The 18,713-nt window shown below is 52.4% G+C and carries 16 protein-coding genes; 4 read left to right on the top strand and 12 right to left on the bottom strand.

What is annotated here, in order from left to right:
* Window positions 1-649 precede the first annotated feature (649 nt).
* Both BUF15_RS08875 and BUF15_RS08870 read right to left on the bottom strand, forming a co-directional pair.
* Window positions 650-2,917: a carboxyl transferase domain-containing protein gene (locus BUF15_RS08875; RefSeq protein ID WP_073613121.1), complete on the bottom strand. Its 2,268-nt coding sequence runs from the start codon at window positions 2,915-2,917 to the stop codon at window positions 650-652.
* Window positions 2,918-2,944: 27 nt separating this feature from the next.
* Entirely contained in the window at window positions 2,945-4,348 is a 1,404-nt protein-coding gene (locus BUF15_RS08870) for a biotin carboxylase N-terminal domain-containing protein (RefSeq protein ID WP_073613120.1), read from the bottom strand.
* Window positions 4,349-5,002: 654 nt separating this feature from the next.
* Here BUF15_RS08870 and BUF15_RS08865 point away from each other — a divergent pair.
* The 4 genes from BUF15_RS08865 to BUF15_RS08850 all read left to right on the top strand — a co-directional run bounded on the left by BUF15_RS08865 (window position 5,003) and on the right by BUF15_RS08850 (window position 9,936).
* Window positions 5,003-5,884 (top strand): hemolysin family protein, encoded by an 882-nt coding sequence (locus BUF15_RS08865; RefSeq protein WP_073613119.1) that lies wholly within the window; start codon window positions 5,003-5,005, stop codon window positions 5,882-5,884.
* The gene (gene lnt / locus BUF15_RS08860) at window positions 5,881-7,446 is read left to right on the top strand and encodes an apolipoprotein N-acyltransferase (protein ID WP_084553775.1); all 1,566 of its coding nucleotides are present in this window, start codon (window positions 5,881-5,883) and stop codon (window positions 7,444-7,446) included. The genes BUF15_RS08865 and lnt overlap by 4 nt, the downstream gene beginning before the upstream one ends.
* Before the next feature lie 114 nt (window positions 7,447-7,560).
* Window positions 7,561-8,671 (top strand): peptide chain release factor 2 gene (prfB, locus tag BUF15_RS08855; RefSeq protein WP_234981143.1). Its coding sequence is split into 2 segments (ribosomal slippage): window positions 7,561-7,644 and window positions 7,646-8,671, totalling 1,110 coding nucleotides; the frame shifts between segments, so codons are not numbered across the junction.
* 11 nt (window positions 8,672-8,682) lie between these two features.
* The gene (locus tag BUF15_RS08850) at window positions 8,683-9,936 is read left to right on the top strand and encodes a (Fe-S)-binding protein (RefSeq protein WP_073613117.1); all 1,254 of its coding nucleotides are present in this window, start codon (window positions 8,683-8,685) and stop codon (window positions 9,934-9,936) included.
* A 72-nt stretch (window positions 9,937-10,008) separates the two neighbouring features.
* Here the strand turns inward: BUF15_RS08850 and BUF15_RS27065 are convergent, their stop codons facing one another.
* From BUF15_RS27065 to BUF15_RS08810, 10 genes are all read right to left on the bottom strand, one after another.
* Entirely contained in the window at window positions 10,009-10,176 is a 168-nt protein-coding gene (locus BUF15_RS27065) for a hypothetical protein (protein ID WP_159441263.1), read from the bottom strand.
* Between the two features lie 459 nt (window positions 10,177-10,635).
* Complete coding sequence (gene ald / locus BUF15_RS08845) at window positions 10,636-11,751, bottom strand: alanine dehydrogenase (protein ID WP_073613116.1); 1,116 nt, start codon at window positions 11,749-11,751, stop codon at window positions 10,636-10,638.
* 102 nt (window positions 11,752-11,853) lie between these two features.
* Complete coding sequence (locus BUF15_RS08840; RefSeq protein ID WP_073613115.1) at window positions 11,854-12,297, bottom strand: Lrp/AsnC family transcriptional regulator; 444 nt, start codon at window positions 12,295-12,297, stop codon at window positions 11,854-11,856.
* A 4-nt stretch (window positions 12,298-12,301) separates the two neighbouring features.
* Window positions 12,302-12,469, bottom strand: coding sequence for a hypothetical protein (locus tag BUF15_RS27060; protein ID WP_159441262.1), 168 nt, complete (start codon window positions 12,467-12,469; stop codon window positions 12,302-12,304).
* Window positions 12,470-12,760: 291 nt separating this feature from the next.
* Window positions 12,761-13,789 carry an HDOD domain-containing protein gene (locus tag BUF15_RS08835; protein WP_073613114.1) on the bottom strand — a complete coding sequence of 343 codons (1,029 nt, stop codon included), beginning with the start codon at window positions 13,787-13,789 and terminating at the stop codon, window positions 12,761-12,763.
* Between the two features lie 420 nt (window positions 13,790-14,209).
* Window positions 14,210-15,433 carry an NADH:ubiquinone reductase (Na(+)-transporting) subunit F gene (gene nqrF / locus BUF15_RS08830; protein ID WP_073613113.1) on the bottom strand — a complete coding sequence of 408 codons (1,224 nt, stop codon included), beginning with the start codon at window positions 15,431-15,433 and terminating at the stop codon, window positions 14,210-14,212.
* A gap of 63 nt (window positions 15,434-15,496) precedes the next feature.
* Entirely contained in the window at window positions 15,497-16,099 is a 603-nt protein-coding gene (gene nqrE, locus BUF15_RS08825; RefSeq protein WP_073613112.1) for an NADH:ubiquinone reductase (Na(+)-transporting) subunit E, read from the bottom strand.
* Entirely contained in the window at window positions 16,099-16,731 is a 633-nt protein-coding gene (locus BUF15_RS08820; RefSeq protein WP_407642608.1) for an NADH:ubiquinone reductase (Na(+)-transporting) subunit D, read from the bottom strand. Before BUF15_RS08820 ends, nqrE begins: the two co-directional genes overlap by 1 nt.
* Window positions 16,715-17,506, bottom strand: a complete 792-nt coding sequence (locus BUF15_RS08815; RefSeq protein ID WP_073613110.1) for a Na(+)-translocating NADH-quinone reductase subunit C — start codon at window positions 17,504-17,506, stop codon at window positions 16,715-16,717. Before BUF15_RS08815 ends, BUF15_RS08820 begins: the two co-directional genes overlap by 17 nt.
* A complete protein-coding gene (locus tag BUF15_RS08810) occupies window positions 17,499-18,707 on the bottom strand; it encodes an NADH:ubiquinone reductase (Na(+)-transporting) subunit B (RefSeq protein WP_073613109.1) in 1,209 nt (402 codons plus the stop codon). Before BUF15_RS08810 ends, BUF15_RS08815 begins: the two co-directional genes overlap by 8 nt.
* Between the last annotated feature and the right edge of the window lie 6 nt (window positions 18,708-18,713).

Here is an 18,713-nt window from a genome sequence, read left to right as displayed (position 1 = left end):
TGGATCGTATTCGATGGATCTCTGCCGGAAGGTTTCCATCTATCTCATAGTGCTCAAGGAGTTCTTGTGGTGGGTAAATGCTAGGATTATTTCGGAAATCTTTCGGTAATAATTTTTCAGCATCATTGTTTGGGGAGGCATATTGGGTCCAGACTGCCAGCTGAGCGGCGTTTTCTGGTCCGTTTAAAAAATTAATAAACTTTTCAGCCAGAGCTATTCGATTACTCTTGGCAAGAATTACCAGGTAGTCAAATAGGCATACTGTGCAGTGTTTATTCGTCTCATGTCGATACTCATATGCGGCATGAATACATGAGCTTGTTGGGAAAAGTATACTTTGTCACTGCTGGAGGACACTCCCCGTAAAAGTCAACCGCTTGTTGCTGGAGGTGATACTACAGGAAAAGAAGAGTAATTTCGTTGCAGTATATAGCAGTGATATGCGGATTACAAGGCTGGGATTTCAATGTCTTTTTCGCGGATTTAGGGGGAAGCTGCTATCTGGCCTATTTGATTCGGCAGACGAGGAGGGCTATTTGTTTACTGGTGTAATGTGTCAGAGATGTGTTGGCGAAATGAGAGCAAAAAAAACGGAGACAGACGTATTCGTCTATCTCCGTTGTAAACTGCTTTGATATCTTTACTGTGTTTAGCGGTAATACAGGTTCGGGCTCCCCATGGTCATTAGCGCTTTGTGCAGGTTGCGACGGAAATCGCGCCTGTCCCAGATTCCCTGGATATGCCCTCGTTTCAGCGCATTTCTGGCTGAATGATAATCGGGTGGGATCTCGACACCGGTCGTTTCCCGGATAACCCGCGGCCCGGCAAAACCAACCCGGCTGGAGCGGATGGCGAACTGGTAAGGAGCGCAACCAAGAAACGATGCCACAGGCCCAGCGTAGCTGTTATTGTCGTAGACGACGATATAGAGCCCACCAGAGTCGATATACTCGCGTACCGCCATGGTGCACTTCGGCATCTGGACGACGCCGAGGGTGCCCTCCTGGATGCGGATGCCTCCAGTGGTGTGGACGTAAGCTAAGAGCGGCCGTTTTTTCCGCTTGGCAAGGGCGCATGCCTGGGCGAATTTCTCACCTTCAGCGCTGCCCACTGTTCCATTTCTGAAGTCGGAATAGAGCATGGTGGTGACGATCTTAATGTCATTCACCTTGGCGTGAAAGGTCAGGTTGCCTGCATTCTTGCCGGTCTTATTCTTTGATGCCTCAAGCCGCTTGGTAAATCCGGTGTACTCCAGCGGATTTCCGGCACGTATGCTGGAGTTGAAGAAACGGATAGACCCTTTGTCGAAGATGTTTTCCATATACCACTGATATTCCAGCGGGAAATGGTGCCCACAGGTCTCGCAGACCCCAGCAAATTCGCCATAGAGGTCAGGGATCCACAGATCTTTACAACCGTGCTTGTCGGCGTTGGGACAACTGACGGTGCGGTCCTCGTTGGCCAGTGGGCTGGTGTAGGTGTCGGTCAGCTCCAACGGGTCAACCAGTCGCTGCTCTTCAACCTGGACTGATGGCGTGTAGGTGATGAGCCGGGTGGGTTTCTTGTCTTCCTTCTTGGCCAAGAGATTCATCACGGCGGTGACCGGTTCGGTAAGCCGTTTGATCATCACCGAGCCCTCGCCTGACACATCCTTGATGACCTTGCCAACCTGTTTCTTGTGGTTCTTTAAAATATCGTAGCGGATGGTGTAATAAACCTTTTCCGATTTGACCCTGGCAAGGTTGTAGAGATTCAGAGTCGCTTCCGGTTCTCCCTCATAGCCGTTGACGCCCATGGCCCAGTATTTTTTTGATCTGAGAGCCAAAAGCCGTTTGGTTTCGTCCTTATTCAGGTCCCAGTTGACCATGATCTCGTCTTCCTGGGTGGAGCTGGTCTTTTTACGACGGATCTCCCAGGAGCGGAAAGCCTTGAAGCTCTTGGTATCAATCACCACCTTGTCGGTGGCGCGGATCATCTCGTTTCGGAGTTTTGCGAAAAAGGCGAAATCGTCGCGTCGGGCGCCAAGCTGCGGCTCCTGGATGACCCGGTCAATGGTGCCTTTTCGTAAGTTGTCATAGGCGGTGAGGCGCAGCCGGTCGGCACAGACCTCAATCAGCTCTTTTGGTACTTTGGAACCTTCGCGGATTTTTCCTTCGATGGCTGCGGCACCCTCCGGTGAGATAACCGAATAGTAGCCGTGTGAGAGCATCATGCGGTAGTCGGAAAGGCCAATCGCCTCAGCGCCGCCCGAGCCGCCCTCGGAGATCATCGAAATGATCGGCACCCTGAGCTTTGACATGGCGTAGATGTTTCTCGCAATCTGTTGGGCAGCACCGGGATATTCCTCCACCGGGTAGGAGCCGGGGGTGAAGATATAGCTGTGGATCGGAATACCTTCTGTTTCGGCGACCTTCATAAATCTGAGCGCCTTGGAGTTGCCCTCGGGCTTGCAGGATCCGCCGTTACGGAATTCTTCGCCGTGACCTGTTTCCTGACCGATGACCATCACCGAGCAGGTATAGGTCTTTTTCTTTACCCGCCGTACCATGGTGGCCTTGGCGCAGATCATTGCCGGGTCGATATTGGCGTCGCCTTCGCCGCCCAGCTCGGTGTAGTCTTCGTAGACGTTTTCAAGAATGTCTTTCAAGCTGAAACGTTGGATAGAGCGAACGATGCGCACCCGTTCCATAGGGGTCAGATGCTCTTCGGCGCGTTCTTCGAGAAAGCTGATCGAATCATGCAGTTTTCTGATCTCACCGCAAAGCTGCTCTTCGGTGTGGTCGTAGACCGTATGCTTCAGCGTCTCGCAGGTGGACTTGAAACCCTCGAGGTTTCCCCAGTTGGTATAGTCTTTAATCTGGAGCAGATAGTTGATCCGCTCTTCGATTTTAATGAGTTTTTTCAGTTGTTCATTCATAAAAGTGTTCCGTCTGATTACATCTCACTAGAAAGCCAGCAGACGATCCAGGTTATTTTTGAGGTATGCCAGGTTGGTGATAATTGGCTTGCCGGTGGAATCGGCACCATTGATGACCGTCTCATCGATAAACTGGGCGGCCCTGGCCTTGGCTTCGTCAACATCCTTGCCCCAGACCAGCGCGAGCGCCAGATTGGGGTCGAAGTCGCTGGGGATCTGATAGGAACGGTCAAAAGGCACGTGGGTGTAGACCGCAGACCACTCATGCTCCGGAAATGAAAATTCGGTGATGGTTCCGATCCAGGGAGCAAAACCGCGACGGGTATCTTCGGCGACGATGCGCAGCTCGATGGCGGCGCCCTTGAACTCGATGGCGCTCTGCTTGTAGCCGATCTTATCGCCCAGAGCCAGCCGGATCTGTTCACGGATCAGGTTGGGCTGCTTACCGTCGAGATAGCTGATACGGGCGGAGATATCGTTTTCTACCTGGATGCGGGTATTAACCTCCAGCAGGTAAGGTTGGCCTGACCTGGTGACGATCCATTCCCAGGTGCCGACGTTGTCATACTTGACGTGGTTGGCGAGTTTCAAGGAGTATTCAACTATCTGGTCGAGCACCTTCTGTTCATCGAAATCATATTCGAAACAGGACCGGTGAAAGCCTGGAGAGGCTTCGACCCGTTTCTGACGCCCGGTGGACTGGATGGTGCAGTTTCGTGAGCTGAAGTGCATCCTGTCGCCATGACGTGAGCAGACCAGCTGGACTTCCAGGTGGTTGAAGTCACGGATGCATTGCTCGATCAGCACACCGCCGTCGCCGAACTGACGCTTGGCGTAGTTCTGCAGCTGGCGGTAAATGCGACGGAACTGCTCGATCTCGGTGACCTCTTCGATACCCATACCGCCACCGCCGGCAGCGGCCTTGACTAGAATCGATGGGTCGTCAATACCCTGGGCCTTTTGATCTTCCAGCAGTTTCTGGGCGATCTCTTCGGCTTCCATCTCGTTATAAATGGGAGCGTCGGTGCCGGGAATGGTGGGAATGCCGAGCGAGTTGGCAACCCGTTTGGTGTTGATTTTATCGCCAAGGCTCTTGATGACTTCCCAGTTGGGGCCGATAAAGGTCAACGCCCGATCACGAATAGTGACCCGACGGGCGAAACGGTAATCTTCCGAGAAGAAACCGTAACCGGGATGAATGGCCGTACAGCCGGTGTAATCCGCAACGGCAAGAATGTCGTTGGGTTCCGTATAACTGGTGACACGCCAGGCGTTTTGATCGGGGCCGCTGGTTATGTTGCGTTGCACATGTTCGGAATATTTGTCTGCCTCGGTATAGACGACGACATAGTCGAGTCCAAGGTCTTTGCACGCGTTCATAATGCGGATGGCGATCTCACCTCGATTTGCTATGAGTACCTTTCCTTCCAAACTAATCCTCGTAAATTGCGATTGTTTTTGTGGTTGAGTTTCGTAACATCATTCCGATAACGGGCAGCCATCTCTCTAAAACTGCTGAAATCGAATAGAATGGAATAATCATTCCGTCAGGTTACGAGTTCATCATTTGCTGTTGGTTGTGTAAAAAGCCGCGAACATCAACTGTGTTGTATAACACCTTGATTTTTAAGTCTTACTCCTGAACGGTCTGGGCTTTTACGGGTTCATCATGTGCTGTGGATGGTGGGTGATGGCCGATACTAAAAATACTCCGATCTTCCATGCAAAACGAGAGATCAGAGTTTGCAGAACAAAAACGGAACTACTATAGTCACGCAAGGTCAAATAGAAAAGAGAAAATATGCAGTTTGTCAACATTGGGTGCAGATTGACTGTTCTGTTACAGACTTCCTGCTGTTTCCTCTTGACAACTGAATTGAATATCCATACATGCTATCCTAAGTGAACTGTTTCCACTTCGAGGGCACTTCCAGTTGGCCATAACATATTGCTAACGATTTGGTAATATGCGTAATGTTGTCTCTGAGCTGTCCGGAAGGTATAAAAGCAACACCTCAACTTCAACGAGATAATACACTGCACCGTTGGTTTTCGTCGCAATCAGCGAAACCAACACACATCACGATGAACAACGACAACCAATCTGAGCAAGAGGAACCTGGTGAACGAAAAGGGTTTCTTAAGCAACTGCTGTCCAAAGTCCCGTTCGGGCGACCTGAAACTACCGAAGATCTAGAAAACGAAATCCTCGAGCTGCTGGAGGAAGGGGAGGAGCATGGCCTCATTTCTCCGCTTGAGGAGAAGATGATCAATTCCATCTTCGATTTTCGTGACACGGAGGCTGCGGAAATTATGACCCCTGCCGCCGAGTTGTTCAGTCTGGAGGCCGCCACCCCCATTTCCGACATTATCGATTCGGTCATCGACAACGGTTTCACCCGGGTTCCAGTCTACAGGAATATTCCGGACAATGTTATCGGAGTGTTGCACGTCAAGGACCTGCTGCAGATCTGTGCCCGTATGGGCAAAGAGGTACTGCGGCTTGAGGACTACCTGCGGCCGGTCACCTTTATTCCGGAAAATAAACCTATCGTCGAACTTTTGCGCGAATTCCAGATGCGAAAGAACCATATGGCCATGGTTACCGATGAGTTCGGAGCGGTCCGCGGCCTGGTCACCCTGGAAGACATTATTGAAGAAATCGTCGGCGAGATCGACGACGAATATGACGACGAGCAGGATGAACTCGAAAAAATCGACGACAACACCGTGATGGTGCATGCCCGGCTTGATATCGAACGGATCGAGGAGTTCTTCGATGTTGAGATGCCAGACGGTCCTTATGAATCAGTAGGCGGTCTGGTTATCAACCTGCTTGGCCGGCTTGGCAAAACCGGCGATAAGGTCACTGCCGTCGGCCTGCTGTTTGAAGTAAAAAGTGCCTCAAAGAGGCATATCAAAATGGTGAAAGTTTCCAGGCAGGTGGACGAGGGCGCTTCTGCATGATGAACCGGTTGCGACTCTGGCCTGTTGCGTTTTCTCTCGTTTCCGCTTTGCTCCTCTGGGGCGCGTATCCGGGTGGCGGTGAGATCTGGCCGTTATTGACGGTGGCCCTGGTGCCGCTCTTTTTCTCCCTGTCACGTGTCAGTGGCCGGGAAGCATTGCTGTGCGGCTTTTTAACCGGAACGGTTCACTACCTGCTGCAGCTTTACTGGATTGTCATTGTACTCGGCCGTTATGGTGGTTTGCCGGTCTATATTGCTGTGCCTGCCCTGGTGTTGCTCGCCGGGTATATGGCACTCTATGTGGCCGGTTTTGCTCTCTGTGGTCGTCTGCTTTTACGTCAAGGGGCGCCGCTTGTTGCACTTCTTGGTATTCCCGCTCTTTGGGTGGGTGCTGACTGGCTGCGTGGCTGGCTTTTTACCGGCTTTCCCTGGATGGATATCGGTTATGCCCTTGGTAACGTACCGCAGCTGATCCAGACGGCAGAGCTCTTCGGGCATGGTGGGGTTTCCTTTCTGCTGGTGCTGGTCAATACCTTTGTGGTGCTGGCGCTTAATCGACGTCACGCTTTGCAAACACTGGCGATACCGGCCTTAACTGTCCTTGTCATCTGTGGAGTTGCTGCTTTCTATTCCAACTGGCGCTGGCAGGCAGTGTCCGCCGATATCGCAGATCCGCAAAGAAAGAGTATGACGGTCGGGATTGTCCAGGGCAATATAGACCAGAGCGTGAAGTGGTCGCCGGCCAACCAGCAGCAGACGGTCTCCACATATCTCAATTATTCCACAGCCCTTTTTGGTGAGACTCATCCGGATCTGCTGGTCTGGCCTGAAACGGCCTTGCCGTTTTATCCACAGACTTATCCCGATACCGGTGTGCTTTATGGCCTGGTAACCCAGAATGACACAGCGCTCCTCACCGGTGCGCCCTGGTTTGAAGTAGTGGATCAGAACACAAAAGATATCCGTTACTATAACAGTGCCCAATTGATCGAGCCGGAAAAAGGATTTATCGCCTCCTATTACAAATCGCATCTGGTGCCTTTCGGCGAATATGTGCCTTTAAAGAAACTGCTGCCTTTTCTGGCGCCCTTGGTCGAGGCCGTCGGTGATTTCAGCGCCGGACGAGTGGAAAAACCGTTGGTTCGGCATGAGGGGAAAATCGGGGTGCTGATCTGTTTTGAGTCTATTTTTCCCGATCTTGCTCGAGAGTGGAGCAAAAACGACGCAAATATGCTTGTGAATTTGACCAATGATGCCTGGTATGGTAAATCGAGTGCCCCATATCACAGTATGGCGATGACCGTGTTTCGCGCGGTGGAAAATCGTCGCAGTGTGGTGCGTGCTGCCAATACCGGAATTTCCGGTTTTATCGATCCACTTGGCGTTATCCACCATCCGTCACCGATATTTACCACCTGGTCGGCGGCTCGCGAGATTGTGTTAATGGACGGCCAGACGATCTTTGTCCGCTGGGGTTACCTTTTTCCGATAGTTTCTCTGGTGGTCGGGCTGTTGTTTTCTCTATCCGCTCTGGCGACAAAGAGGAGAACAATAAACGGATAGCGTATTGGCCGAAGGATATTATAATGAAATTGGACTGCAGCGGCAGGATCCGGGAATCACATTCCAGGCTGCCGCTGTTTGCTGTAAAGAACCACAACCCTCATGGAAAGAATTATGGCGATAGATACAGGTGCGGGAGTTTCAAGACAGGTTGTAAGCGACCTGAAAGGCCGGATGTTGGCCTTGAAGGAGCATCTTTGACTTACCCCGCAAGAAGGAAGAGCTGGAAAAATTAGAACGTCAGACCATGGCACCCGATTTCTGGAACAACGCCGAGTTGGCTCAGCAGGTGCAGAAGGATCACGGTCAACTGCAGGATATCATCAACGACTGGGAAAACCGCTGGCGGGAGATTGAGGATATCGAGCTTTTGCTGGAGATGGCGGCAGAAGAGGAAGACGCGGAATCGCTCACTGAAGTTGCTGAGCGACTGCAGGAAATCAACGGCGAGATTGCGGTGGCCGAGGTTGAGCGCATGTTCAGTGGCGAACATGATGCCAGTAACGCCATCATTTCCATTCATGCCGGAGCCGGCGGTACCGAGGCCCAGGACTGGGTGGATATCCTGATGAGGATGTATCTGCGCTGGGGGGAAGACAAAGGTTTCAAGTCGGATATCCTTGATTATCTGCCGGGCGACGAGGCTGGAGTAAAAAGCGTCACCATCATGTTCAAAGGGCGCAATGCCTACGGCTATCTGCGCAGCGAGCTGGGTATTCACCGGTTGGTGCGGATCTCACCGTTTGACTCAAGCGGCAGACGCCACACCTCTTTTGCCTCGGTGATGGTTATGCCGGAACTTGATGACAGTGTCAATGTCAGCATCGATGAGAAGGATCTGCGGGTGGACACCTACCGGGCCAGTGGTGCCGGTGGCCAGCACATCAACAAGACCGATTCAGCCATCCGTATCACCCATCTCCCAACCGGTATAGTGGTTCAGTGTCAGAACGAGCGATCACAGCACCGTAACAAGGACATGGCCATGAAGATGCTGGCCGCTCGTCTTTATGAAGCGGAGAAGCAACGGCAGGCCGCCGAACAGGAAGGCTTGAGCGGTGACAAAAAGGATATCGCCTGGGGCAGTCAGATTCGCTCCTACGTTCTCCAACCGTATCGGATGATCAAGGATCATCGTACCGATCATGAGGTTGGTAACGTCGATGCGGTGCTGGACGGCAATCTCGATCCCTTCATCAAAGCATACCTTCTTTGGAAGAAGTGAGGTAAGCGGTGATGAAGGTCAAAGTAAGTGGGACACAAACATCACAACGCTGTGCCAAGTGTGGAGCCTGCACCGTCGTTTGTCCTGTCTATAAGGCAAGTGGCGGCAAGGAATGTTACTCAGGGCGCGGCAAGAAGCACCTGCTTGAGGTAATGGGAGAGGGTACGCCCTCTCCCATCTTCGAGGATATTTTCTCCAAGTGCCTGCTCTGTGGGAGTTGTGTGACCGCATGCCCTCGCGGTGTAGATATCCCGGAAGAAGTTCGAAGGGCCCGATCCGACTTTTCCACCTTCTATGGCGAGCATGGCTACCTGAAATTTCTTGCTCGGAAGGTGCTGCTCCATCCCGAGTTGCTGAGTGTTGTCAGAACCTTTGGCAGAAGCTTTGCCCCGCTTCTGGAAAAACGGCTGCCGGCTGAGAGTGGTCTGAGATTGCAGATGGCTATCTTCGACCATGAACCGATCGTAACCAAAGATGACCATCGCCAATCGGCGGTGGCAGAAACCAGTCTGAAAACCCTCGTCTATTTTCCCGGCTGCAGTGCAACGCACCTCTATCCGGAGACCATCAATGCCTGTCGGCAGCTGCTTCGTCATGCCGGCTATGAGCTTGTCATCCCTGAGGGGCTAGGCTGCTGCGGTCTGGCGATTGACGCGGCCGGAGATGGTGAGAGGAGTAGGGCTTTGGCCCGGAAGAATATTCTGGCCCTTGAACGATATGATGGGCCGATTATGGTTTCCTGCGGGTCATGTTATGCCCATCTGCAGCGTTACCACGAGGTATTGGCAGGCGACCCGGCCTGGCAGGACCGGGTGGAATATGTTTGTGGACGTCTCGTTGAGATGTCCCAGCTGCTTGACCAATGTCTGCCACAAGATCTTGTATCTGAAGAGACAACCGGAAAAAGTTGTCGGGTCTTCTATCACGATCCCTGCCATTTGCGGCATGGTCTCAATATCACTCGCGAACCGCGCAATTTGCTCAGACGCGTTCCTTCCATCGAACTATTGGAACTTCCCGACGGACCGCAGTGCTGTGGTCATGGCGGGTTGTTTCATCTTGGGGCCCCAGAGCTTTCGGCGAAGATCCGAGACGATCTTGCAGAAAAGGTTCTGGCTATGGCCCCGGACATCATCACCAGTAGCTGTTCCGGCTGTCTCATGCAGTGGAAAACCGCACTGGCGGCTGCCGGTAAAACGATTCCGGTACTGCACCTGGCTGAACTATTGCTGCAGGCCTATCAGAAAAAGAAGAGTTCGTTCTGACCTCTTCTTTTCGTCCGACGCTCCCCCCGACTCAACGTTGTCTTACACTCTCGCTATCTCTACGTTGAAAAGCTAATACGCATGCCTGGTGGCCGCCTCATTTTCGATTGGGGTAATGCTCCTGGCGAGGCCGAGCAATCGCAGCACTGGCCAGATGGTCAGCACGCTGAGCGGGAGAATGATGTTGAGAAGTACCGGTAAAAGCCACAAGAAAACGATTGTTTCTGATAAAGTTGACATAGGCCGCCTCCGTTTTCAGGATCTTGCAGGGGAAATCCCTGGGTCGTGCTTGTCGTACGCCGGTAATGGTTGCTTGACTTGATGGTATGGGACCAGTCTAGCAATGCGACCTGACAATTATCTTGCTCTGGCATTAAAAAAGGACGTATTTATCGTGAGGTAGGTGCCGCTGCCAGCCATTATGGTCTCAAGCAGGTGCGGCAACAGCCCGATTCGATGGCCGTTTGCCTGCCAGAGAGATGCATGAGGGTTGCGGAAAAAAATGTCGAAAAAAATCTGATGACCACTGCGATGCTAGGTCACGTCTGCGTGAACGGGCACGTAAGTGAATGGTCGAGGAAAAATTGCGAAGAGCACAAAAAGCAAGAATCAGCCTACTGATGATAGGCTGATTCTTGAAAAGAGGAGAAAGGCGCGGCCGTTTGTCCAGGAGGACACCCCGGCCGCGGGGGTGGAGAATTACGCCAGAACGGATGCAATCGGGGTGTAATCAAGTCCGAAGGCTTCGGCAACTGCTTCGAAAGTGACTTTGCCGTGAACTACGTTCAGGCCGAGTGCGATTTCCTTGTTTTCCTGGCAAGCTTTTTTCCAGCCCTTATTGGCGATCTGAACCGCATAGGGCAGGGTGGCGTTGGTCAGTGCCAGAGTAGAGGTCTTGGCATAGGCGCCCGGCATGTTGGCAACACAGTAATGTACGATGCCATCAACCTCGTAGGTCGGCTCGGCATGGGTGGTAGCCTTGGAGGTCTCGAAACAACCACCCTGATCAATGGCAACGTCCACCAGAACTGAACCTTTTTTCATGACGGAAAGCATGTCGCGGGTGATAAGTTTCGGAGCTTTGGCACCTGGGATGAGGACTGCGCCGATCACCAGATCAGCCTCAGCCATTAGCTCACGGAGTTTCGGTTTGGAGCTCATGACCGGGATGCAGTTGGCCGGCATAACGTCGGAGAGGTAACGAAGGCGATCGAGGTTGGTGTCAAGCATGTATACTTTAGCGCCGAGTCCACAAGCCATTTTTGCAGCGTTGATACCAACAATGCCGCCGCCGATGACGATAACGGTTGCCGGCTCAACACCGGGAACGCCGCCAAGAAGTACGCCACGGCCGCCTGCAGGCATGGCCAGATGCATTGCACCCTGGATGGTGGCCATACGACCGGCAACTTCGCTCATCGGGGTGAGAAGCGGCAGGGAACCGTCAGCTTTCTGAATGGTCTCGTAGGCGATGTTGATGGAACCGGCTTTCATCAGCGCCTTGGTCTGAGGCTCGTCAGCAGCGAGATGCAGGTAGGTGAAGACGATCTGATCCTTGCGGATCATGTCGTACTCTTGAGGCTGCGGCTCTTTAACATGCATGACCATGTCAGATTTCGCGTAGACTTCCGCAGGGGTCTCCACAATGGTGGCACCGGCTGCAACATACTCTTCATTGGTAAAACCGCTGCCGACACCGGCATTGTTCTCTACCAGAACGGTATGCTTGTTGTGAACCATAACTTCAACACCGGCAGGAGTCATGGCTACGCGGTTTTCCAGGACTTTGATTTCTTTTAAAATTCCAACGATCATTGTGTCACCCCTTGCTTGATTAGGTCTGTTACGAATTCCTGCTGCGACTTCGTCCCCGGAGGAGAGGGAGTGGGGGCGAAGCCGCCTCAGAACAACTGCCTTCTATAGAATGTACGGAACCTTAAGATTATAGCCCTCGTACACGATGAAGCTTTCAACAGTCTGCACATCTTTTATTTTGGTTACCTGACCGGTGATGAACTCCAGCAGGTTATAATCTTCATTGAGCAGGACCTGGAGGATCAGGTCATAGCGGCCGGTGACGATTCCGGCGGAGACAACGCCACGTAATTTGCTGAACTCCTTGGCCTTTACCTGCAGTTCCATGGTGTTCAACTTGACACCGAGGTAGAGCAGGTTGTGACCCGGTAGGGCATCGACACGGATATTTCCGGAAATATCAAGCAGCCCTTCCTCGATCATCTTGTTGACCCGGCTGCGGACGGTGTTTTCTGTAATGGAAAGATCGCTGGCTATCAGCTTGAAAGATTTTCGGCCATTCTTCAGATGGCGGATAATCTCTATATTAGTTGCATCAAGTTTCATGGGCTCACATATCGGCAACGGCGAACAAACGCCTGGTTGGTTGTGATGCGCTGAGACCGGTTTTGTCGAATATACGACATCCGGCGACTGTTTCCGGCAACTGACCGACCTTGCGTTTTTGTTTACAACTGACTGCTGGCTTGGCCGGGATGACCAATCGTTGCAAGGTCATTTTTTTCCTTTTACGTCTTATTGAGGGAAAAGTCAAAATAAATTGTAAAAATTTATAAAAACATAAACAGGGGCGGCTGAATGTGAGGTAATGGTAATTGCGGGTTTGCTGGCAGGAAAAGTCTAAGAGCTTGATACTTCAAGGGGTGAAACAGTTCTGCCTGCGATAACTGCCGGCAGGAAATAATTGGAAGAACAATGAGACGGCAGAGTCGTTTTCCTGGCGGTTCTGGTTGAACCACCAGGAAAGTTTGGAGCAAATTTGATCGAAAAATGCGATGAACTGACGCTATTACTGAAACAGCTCTCTAAATGATGAAAAGAGGCGAGCCAGGAATCCCTGCTTTGTCTGTTTGGTGACTTTCCGCATGGTGATGCGCTCTTCTTCGGCAGGTGATGGTTCTGCGGGAGGTGCCTTTCCTGCGACGCCGGTGACGGCTGCGGCCTTTTTTTGCAGGGTATGCTGGATATCCTGAATCAGTTTTTCGCGAGTACTTTTATCGGCAAAGGGTGAATTTTCCAGATTAGCCAGATAGGTTTCGTGAAAATTATAGCTGAACTCGTCACCGTTGTTGCCGACTCCGGAGGTGTTGGCGATATAGTAGGCGAACTGGGTGAGAGCGGCGATTTCAAGAAACTCCTCGGGTGCTGCTTCCGGGTTCCGGAAGTATTTGACAGCATTACAGATCGACTCTGGAAACTGCCATGTTCTGAGAATCTCACAGGCGATAAAAGCATCGGTAGTGCCGAGAACATCGAGCTCTGCATCTTCAAGGGGTTGGGAGAAGTCGCGGGAATTGGCAAGGCATTGGCGAAACTCCTCTGGTCTGTGCAGGGCCAGAATAAGGCGGCCAATTCCGTGGAGAAGGCCGGCCACGTAGAGTTCGCCGGGCTGGCAATCAACCAGGAGATCTTGCCGGCCCAGCATCCGGTTGGCGGTGGCACAGGCCCAGGAGTGGGCCCAGTAGTCTTTGTCGGAAAATCCTTCCATTACCGGAAATTGTGGTAGAAGCTTCTGGCAGAGCATCCAATTGACGGTGGAGATGGTTTCCTGCAGCCCGATATGCATAATGGCCTGCCGGAGATTGTTGATTTTATTCAGCGTCCCGTAATAGGAGGAGTTGGCGAGCTGGAGAATGCGGGCGGTGAGGGCAGGATCGGTCTGGAGCAGATTGGTGAACTTGCCCACGTCGATCCGGTCTTCCGGTTGGCGCGACAGAGCCATGAGCCTGGTGAAAACCGCTGGCAGAGGCGGCAGGTCGATCCCGGCCTGGAGTATTTTCAGGGCAAGTTGTTCAGCGGTATCAGACGCGGTTTGCATAGTCATCTCCTGTCTGGTGACGATAACAGCATGTCAGTCTGATTATCGGCCAAGAGTCAGGTCGATAATTGCAGCGCTTGGGTCGTACGGTGAAATCTATTGATCGTATTCTGTGTCAGAATATCACAGACGTGAACAAAAGAACAAATGGGAGCGAAAAAAAATGGCAGGATGCAAGCAGGTTAACAGCACCTAGTTTCAGCTGACTTTCCAAGCCGGGTAGCAGGTGCAATGAGTTTTTCACCGCAGCAGGAGCACATCGGGCCGCCATCTTTATGGCACATCCCAGTCAAACCGTGATTGGTACGGCCAACCCTCCGTTTGCAGAAATTGATCAAGAAAGCGGCCATGCCAAAAACGACGAATGTGATGACGAATATCAATAGAAAAGTTTTCACGTGGTATTCCTTTGGCTATTCTTTAACCGCCGAAGTCGTCAAAATGGATATTGTCCGACTCCACTCCCAACCCCTCCAGCATATCGATCACCGATTTGGTCATCATCGGCGGCCCGCAGAGATAATAGTTGATATCTTCCGGAGCGGGATGGTCTTTCAGATACTTGTCATAGAGAACCAGGTGGATAAAGCCCTTGTCTCCTTGCCAGTTATCTTCGGGCATAGGGTCAGACAACGCCAGATGAAAGGAAAAATTGTCATTCTCTCGTTCTATCTCGGCAAAGTCGTCAAGATAAAAGCATTCTTTAAGGCTCCTGCCGCCGTACCAATATGACACCTTTCTTTTCGTGTGTTTTCCCTTAAAAAGATCGAAAACATGGCTACGCAGGGGGGCCATACCAGCACCGCCGCCGACAATGATGACCTCGGAATCACTGTCGTCCATGAAAAATTCGCCAAACGGCCCGGAGATTGTGACTTCGTCGCCAGCTTTCAAGTTAAAGATGTAGGAGGAGACCTGCCCTGGCGGAATCTCTTTTTTCGTCCCCGGTGGCGGGCTGGCGATACGGACATTGAGTTTAATAACGCCTTTTTCGCCAGGATAGTTGGCCATGGAATAGGCGCGGGTCACTGGTGTGTGCACATGGGATCGGTACTGGAACATCTGAAATTTAGTCCAGTCGCTCAGATAGTTCTCACCGATATCGAAGTTGGCATACGAAAGGGTGTGCGGCGGTACCTCGATCTGAATGTAGCCACCTGCCTTGAAGTTGACTTCCTCGCCCGCGGGCAGTTCCAATACCAGTTCCTTGATAAATGTTGCCACATTCTCGTTGGAGGCAACCTTGCATTTCCATTTTCGGGCATCGAGCATTGAGGCGGGAACCTTGATTTTCAGATCCCGCTTTACCGGTACCTGGCAGGAAAGACGCATGCCGGATCGTGCTTCACGATTGTTGATCTTGCCCTTTTCGGTCGGCAATATAGAACCGCCGCCTTCTTCGACGATACACCGGCACTGGCCGCAGCTGCCGCCGCCGCCGCAGGCAGAGGAAAGAATCACACCATGGTCGGCCAGAGTGGTGAGGAGCTTGCCGCCCGGGCTGTCCTTGACAACCTTATCATCGTTGATGGTGATGGTGATATCTCCGCTGGGCAAAAGCGTTTTCTTGGCGATCACGATTAGCGATACCAGCACGAACTGGATGGCCAGAAAACAGAGTACCGCGACTGCTATTTCATGCATGTTCCGCCTCCATATTCCCTATAATAACCATTCTCTTTTCTTTTTCCGGCAGAAGTGAATTTGTCACATGCCAGCCAAGCCCATAAAGGCGATGGCCATGAGACCGGCGGTGATAAAGGTCATGCCAAGGCCTTTAAGCCCGGCTGGTGGATCGGCATATTCCGAGCGCTCCCTGATGCCGGCCAGTACCACCACTGCCAGAAAGAACCCCGCACCGGAACCGATACCATACGCGACGGACTCCCCGAAGGTGTAATCGCGTTCGACCATAAACAGGGTGCCGCCGAGGATGGCACAGTTGACGGTTAATAGCGGCAAAAAGATACCAAGAGTATTGTAGAGACCCGGTAGAAAACGGTCCATAACCATCTCCAGTACCTGGACCACCGCGGCGATGATGGCGATATAGGTGAGCAACCCGAGAAAGCTGAGGTCGATGTCGGGCTGTCCGGCCCAGGTGAGAGCACCCGGTTTTAATAGAGTATTCAGGATCAGGTTGTTGATCGGTACCGTAATCGTCTGCAGAAACAGCACGGCGGCACCAAGACCGATAGCAGATTTGACCTGCTTGGAGATGGCCAGGAACGTGCACATGCCAAGAAAAAAGCTGAGCGGCATGTTCTCGATAAAAATCGAGCGGAATATGAGATCGATAGAGTGTGCCATTAGTCTTTCTCCTGCTGTTGCGGATCAAGGGTACGAATGGTCCAGATAATGAGCGCGATCAGAAAGAATGCGCTTGCCGGTAGTACAAGGAAACCATTGCGAATATACCAGCCTCCATTGGAGGCGAGTTTGAGGATCTCATAGCCGAAAACAGAACCCGAACCAAGCAGCTCGCGGATAAACGAGACGGTCATCAAAATAAAACCGTAACCGAGGCCGTTGCCGATGCCGTCGAGAAATGAAGCAATTGGCGGATTGGACATGGCAAAACCCTCGGCGCGGCCCATGACGATGCAGTTGGTAATGATGAGCCCGACATAGATGGAGAGCTGTTTGGAGAGATCAAAAACATAGGCTTTCAATATCTGATCCACCAGAATAACCAGGGTGGCGGCGACCATGATCTGAATGCCAATCCGAACCGTGTTGGGGATCTGGAAACGGACGATGCTGATGGTGAGGCTCGAAAAAGCCGTGACCAGGGTGACGCAGATGGTCATCACCAGAGCGGTAGCCATCTGGCCGGTTACTGCCAGTGACGAGCAGATACCGAGAATTAACAAGGCAATGGGGTTCCGCTTGAAAACAGAGAGTGTCAGCAGTTCTATTTTAGTCTCAGCCATTGGTGTTATCCTTTTCTTTCTGAGCTTGTAATTGCTGCAAAAACGGTTTGAAACCGTGGTCGCCAAACCAGAATTCCAAAAGGCCGCTGACCCCCCGTGAGGTGATTGTCGCTCCTGAGAGTCCGTCGATCTGGTACGCAGCTTCAGGGCTACTCTTGTCCGGACTGCCTTTTACAAGTTTCAAGGCTACCGTTTCATCTTTGTAGATCTGCTTGCCCTGCCAGCGTTCCTGCCAGCTGCGGTTCTCCACCTCGCCGCCAAGCCCCGGTGTTTCGCCATGTTCGTAAAAGGATACGCCACGAATGGTGTTGAGATCACTATCGATCGCAACATACGCGTACATCGTCGACCAGAGCCCCTTGCCGCGTACCGGTAACACAACCTCGGAGAGCTTGCCGTCCTTTTTCACCAGATACACAAGTGAGTATTTCTCCTTACGGGAGATGCCAGCGGTGTCGATGTCTTTTTCGATGGCGGTACCGAGATCGCTGGTAAAGGCAGCCTTTCGCTGGTTGTAGTTGCTCGGGTTGATGGTCTCTTCATCAACGAATTTACCGCTGGCAAGCTCTATAACCCGGGTCTCGATGCCCGTGAACAACTCATCGACCGGGGTGTTCTCGTTATAAAGCCCTGCCGCGTAAAGGATGTTTTTCTGGCGGTCGAGCTGACGGTTGGCCTCCTGGATGGGACGCAGACCGACTGCGGCGCCGGCAACCAGGGCCGAGCAGGCAAAGGCCAGGATGAGCACGGAATAAAAGGGTTTGGCAGCGGTAATATCAACCATGACGAACCATCCTTCTCTTGATATTGGCCTGAAGCACAAAATAATCCATGAGTGGTGCAAAGACATTGCCCAGCAGAATGGCCAGCATCACCCCTTCCGGGTAGGCGGGATTAGCCACCCTGATGACGATACAGAGGATACCGATCAACCCACCGTAAAACCATTGGCCGGTGCGGGTGTGGGCTGCCGATACGGGATCAGTGGCCATAAACACCATGCCGAAGGCAAAGCTGCCGAGCACCAGATGATAATGGGGGCCAAGTCCATACAGCGGATTTGCCGGGTCGCTTTGCAGAATGAAATAGAGACTGGCGACAAAGCCCCCCAACAGCATGGAAACGATAATTCGCCAGGAAGCTACGCGGGTTGCGAGCAGAATCACCGCTCCCAGAAGGCAGGCCAGAGTTGAGGTTTCACCAAGAGAGCCGGGGATGGTGCCGACAAAGAGTTGCCACCAGTTGTAACCGAGATCGGTGACGTTGCTGCCGGGGGCGGCCGCCGCGATCACGCCAAGCGGGGTGGCGCTGGTTACACCATCGACGGCGGTCCAGATCTTGTCGCCGGTAAGCTGGGCCGGATAGGCGAAATAGATAAAGGCGCGGGAGGCGAGGGCTGGGTTCATGAAGTTTCTGCCGACGCCGCCGAAAACCTCTTTGGCGAAAACTAGGCCGCAACTAATGCCCACCGCCACCTGCCAGAGCGGAATGGTCGGGGGCAGGGAGAGGGTAAACAGCAGTCCGGAGACCAGAAAGGCCTCGGAAAATTCATGACCGCGGATGATGTTGAATACACCTTCCCAAAATGAACCAACCAGCATGGTGACGATATAAATCGGCAGAAAATAGAGAGCGCCGTGTAGCATATTGGAAAAGATGCTGTTTGGATCGCAACCGACAATAGCCATGATCGAGCCGCGCCAGCCTTCGGGGGCGGCGAGTCCCAATGTCCCGAGGGCCAGGTTGGCCTGGTAGCCGGTGTTCCACAACGCCATGATGGTGCAGGGCAAGAGGGCTACCAGCACCGTGGTCATGATCCGTTTCAGGTCGATACCGTCCCGGACGTGGGGCGCAACCTTTGTGGTGGTGTTGCTGCCAAAAAGAAAGGAGTCGAACGCCTCATAGAGCGGATACCAGCGGGCGTAGCGGCCGCCCGGCTTGAAGTGGCGGCCCATCTCTTCCATGATCGTGCTCAGTTTTTTCATTGTCTT

Origin of the sequence: Desulfopila aestuarii DSM 18488, assembly GCF_900143695.1 — a bacterium.
Lineage (GTDB): Bacteria > Desulfobacterota > Desulfobulbia > Desulfobulbales > Desulfocapsaceae > Desulfopila > Desulfopila aestuarii.
Note: the sequence above shows the minus strand (reverse complement) of the source record. Positions and strands in the feature narration are given on the sequence as shown.

Coding starts and splice junctions, on each gene's coding strand:
- BUF15_RS08875 (WP_073613121.1), bottom strand. CDS start 2,917: ATGAATGAACAACTGAAAAAACTCATTAAAATCGAAGAGCGGATCAAC.
- BUF15_RS08865 (WP_073613119.1), top strand. CDS start 5,003: ATGAACAACGACAACCAATCTGAGCAAGAGGAACCTGGTGAACGAAAA.
- lnt (WP_084553775.1), top strand. CDS start 5,881: ATGATGAACCGGTTGCGACTCTGGCCTGTTGCGTTTTCTCTCGTTTCC.
- BUF15_RS08850 (WP_073613117.1), top strand. CDS start 8,683: ATGAAGGTCAAAGTAAGTGGGACACAAACATCACAACGCTGTGCCAAG.
- BUF15_RS27065 (WP_159441263.1), bottom strand. CDS start 10,176: ATGTCAACTTTATCAGAAACAATCGTTTTCTTGTGGCTTTTACCGGTA.
- ald (WP_073613116.1), bottom strand. CDS start 11,751: ATGATCGTTGGAATTTTAAAAGAAATCAAAGTCCTGGAAAACCGCGTA.
- BUF15_RS08840 (WP_073613115.1), bottom strand. CDS start 12,297: ATGAAACTTGATGCAACTAATATAGAGATTATCCGCCATCTGAAGAAT.
- BUF15_RS27060 (WP_159441262.1), bottom strand. CDS start 12,469: ATGACCTTGCAACGATTGGTCATCCCGGCCAAGCCAGCAGTCAGTTGT.
- BUF15_RS08835 (WP_073613114.1), bottom strand. CDS start 13,789: ATGCAAACCGCGTCTGATACCGCTGAACAACTTGCCCTGAAAATACTC.
- nqrF (WP_073613113.1), bottom strand. CDS start 15,433: ATGCATGAAATAGCAGTCGCGGTACTCTGTTTTCTGGCCATCCAGTTC.
- nqrE (WP_073613112.1), bottom strand. CDS start 16,099: ATGGCACACTCTATCGATCTCATATTCCGCTCGATTTTTATCGAGAAC.
- BUF15_RS08815 (WP_073613110.1), bottom strand. CDS start 17,506: ATGGTTGATATTACCGCTGCCAAACCCTTTTATTCCGTGCTCATCCTG.
- BUF15_RS08810 (WP_073613109.1), bottom strand. CDS start 18,707: ATGAAAAAACTGAGCACGATCATGGAAGAGATGGGCCGCCACTTCAAG.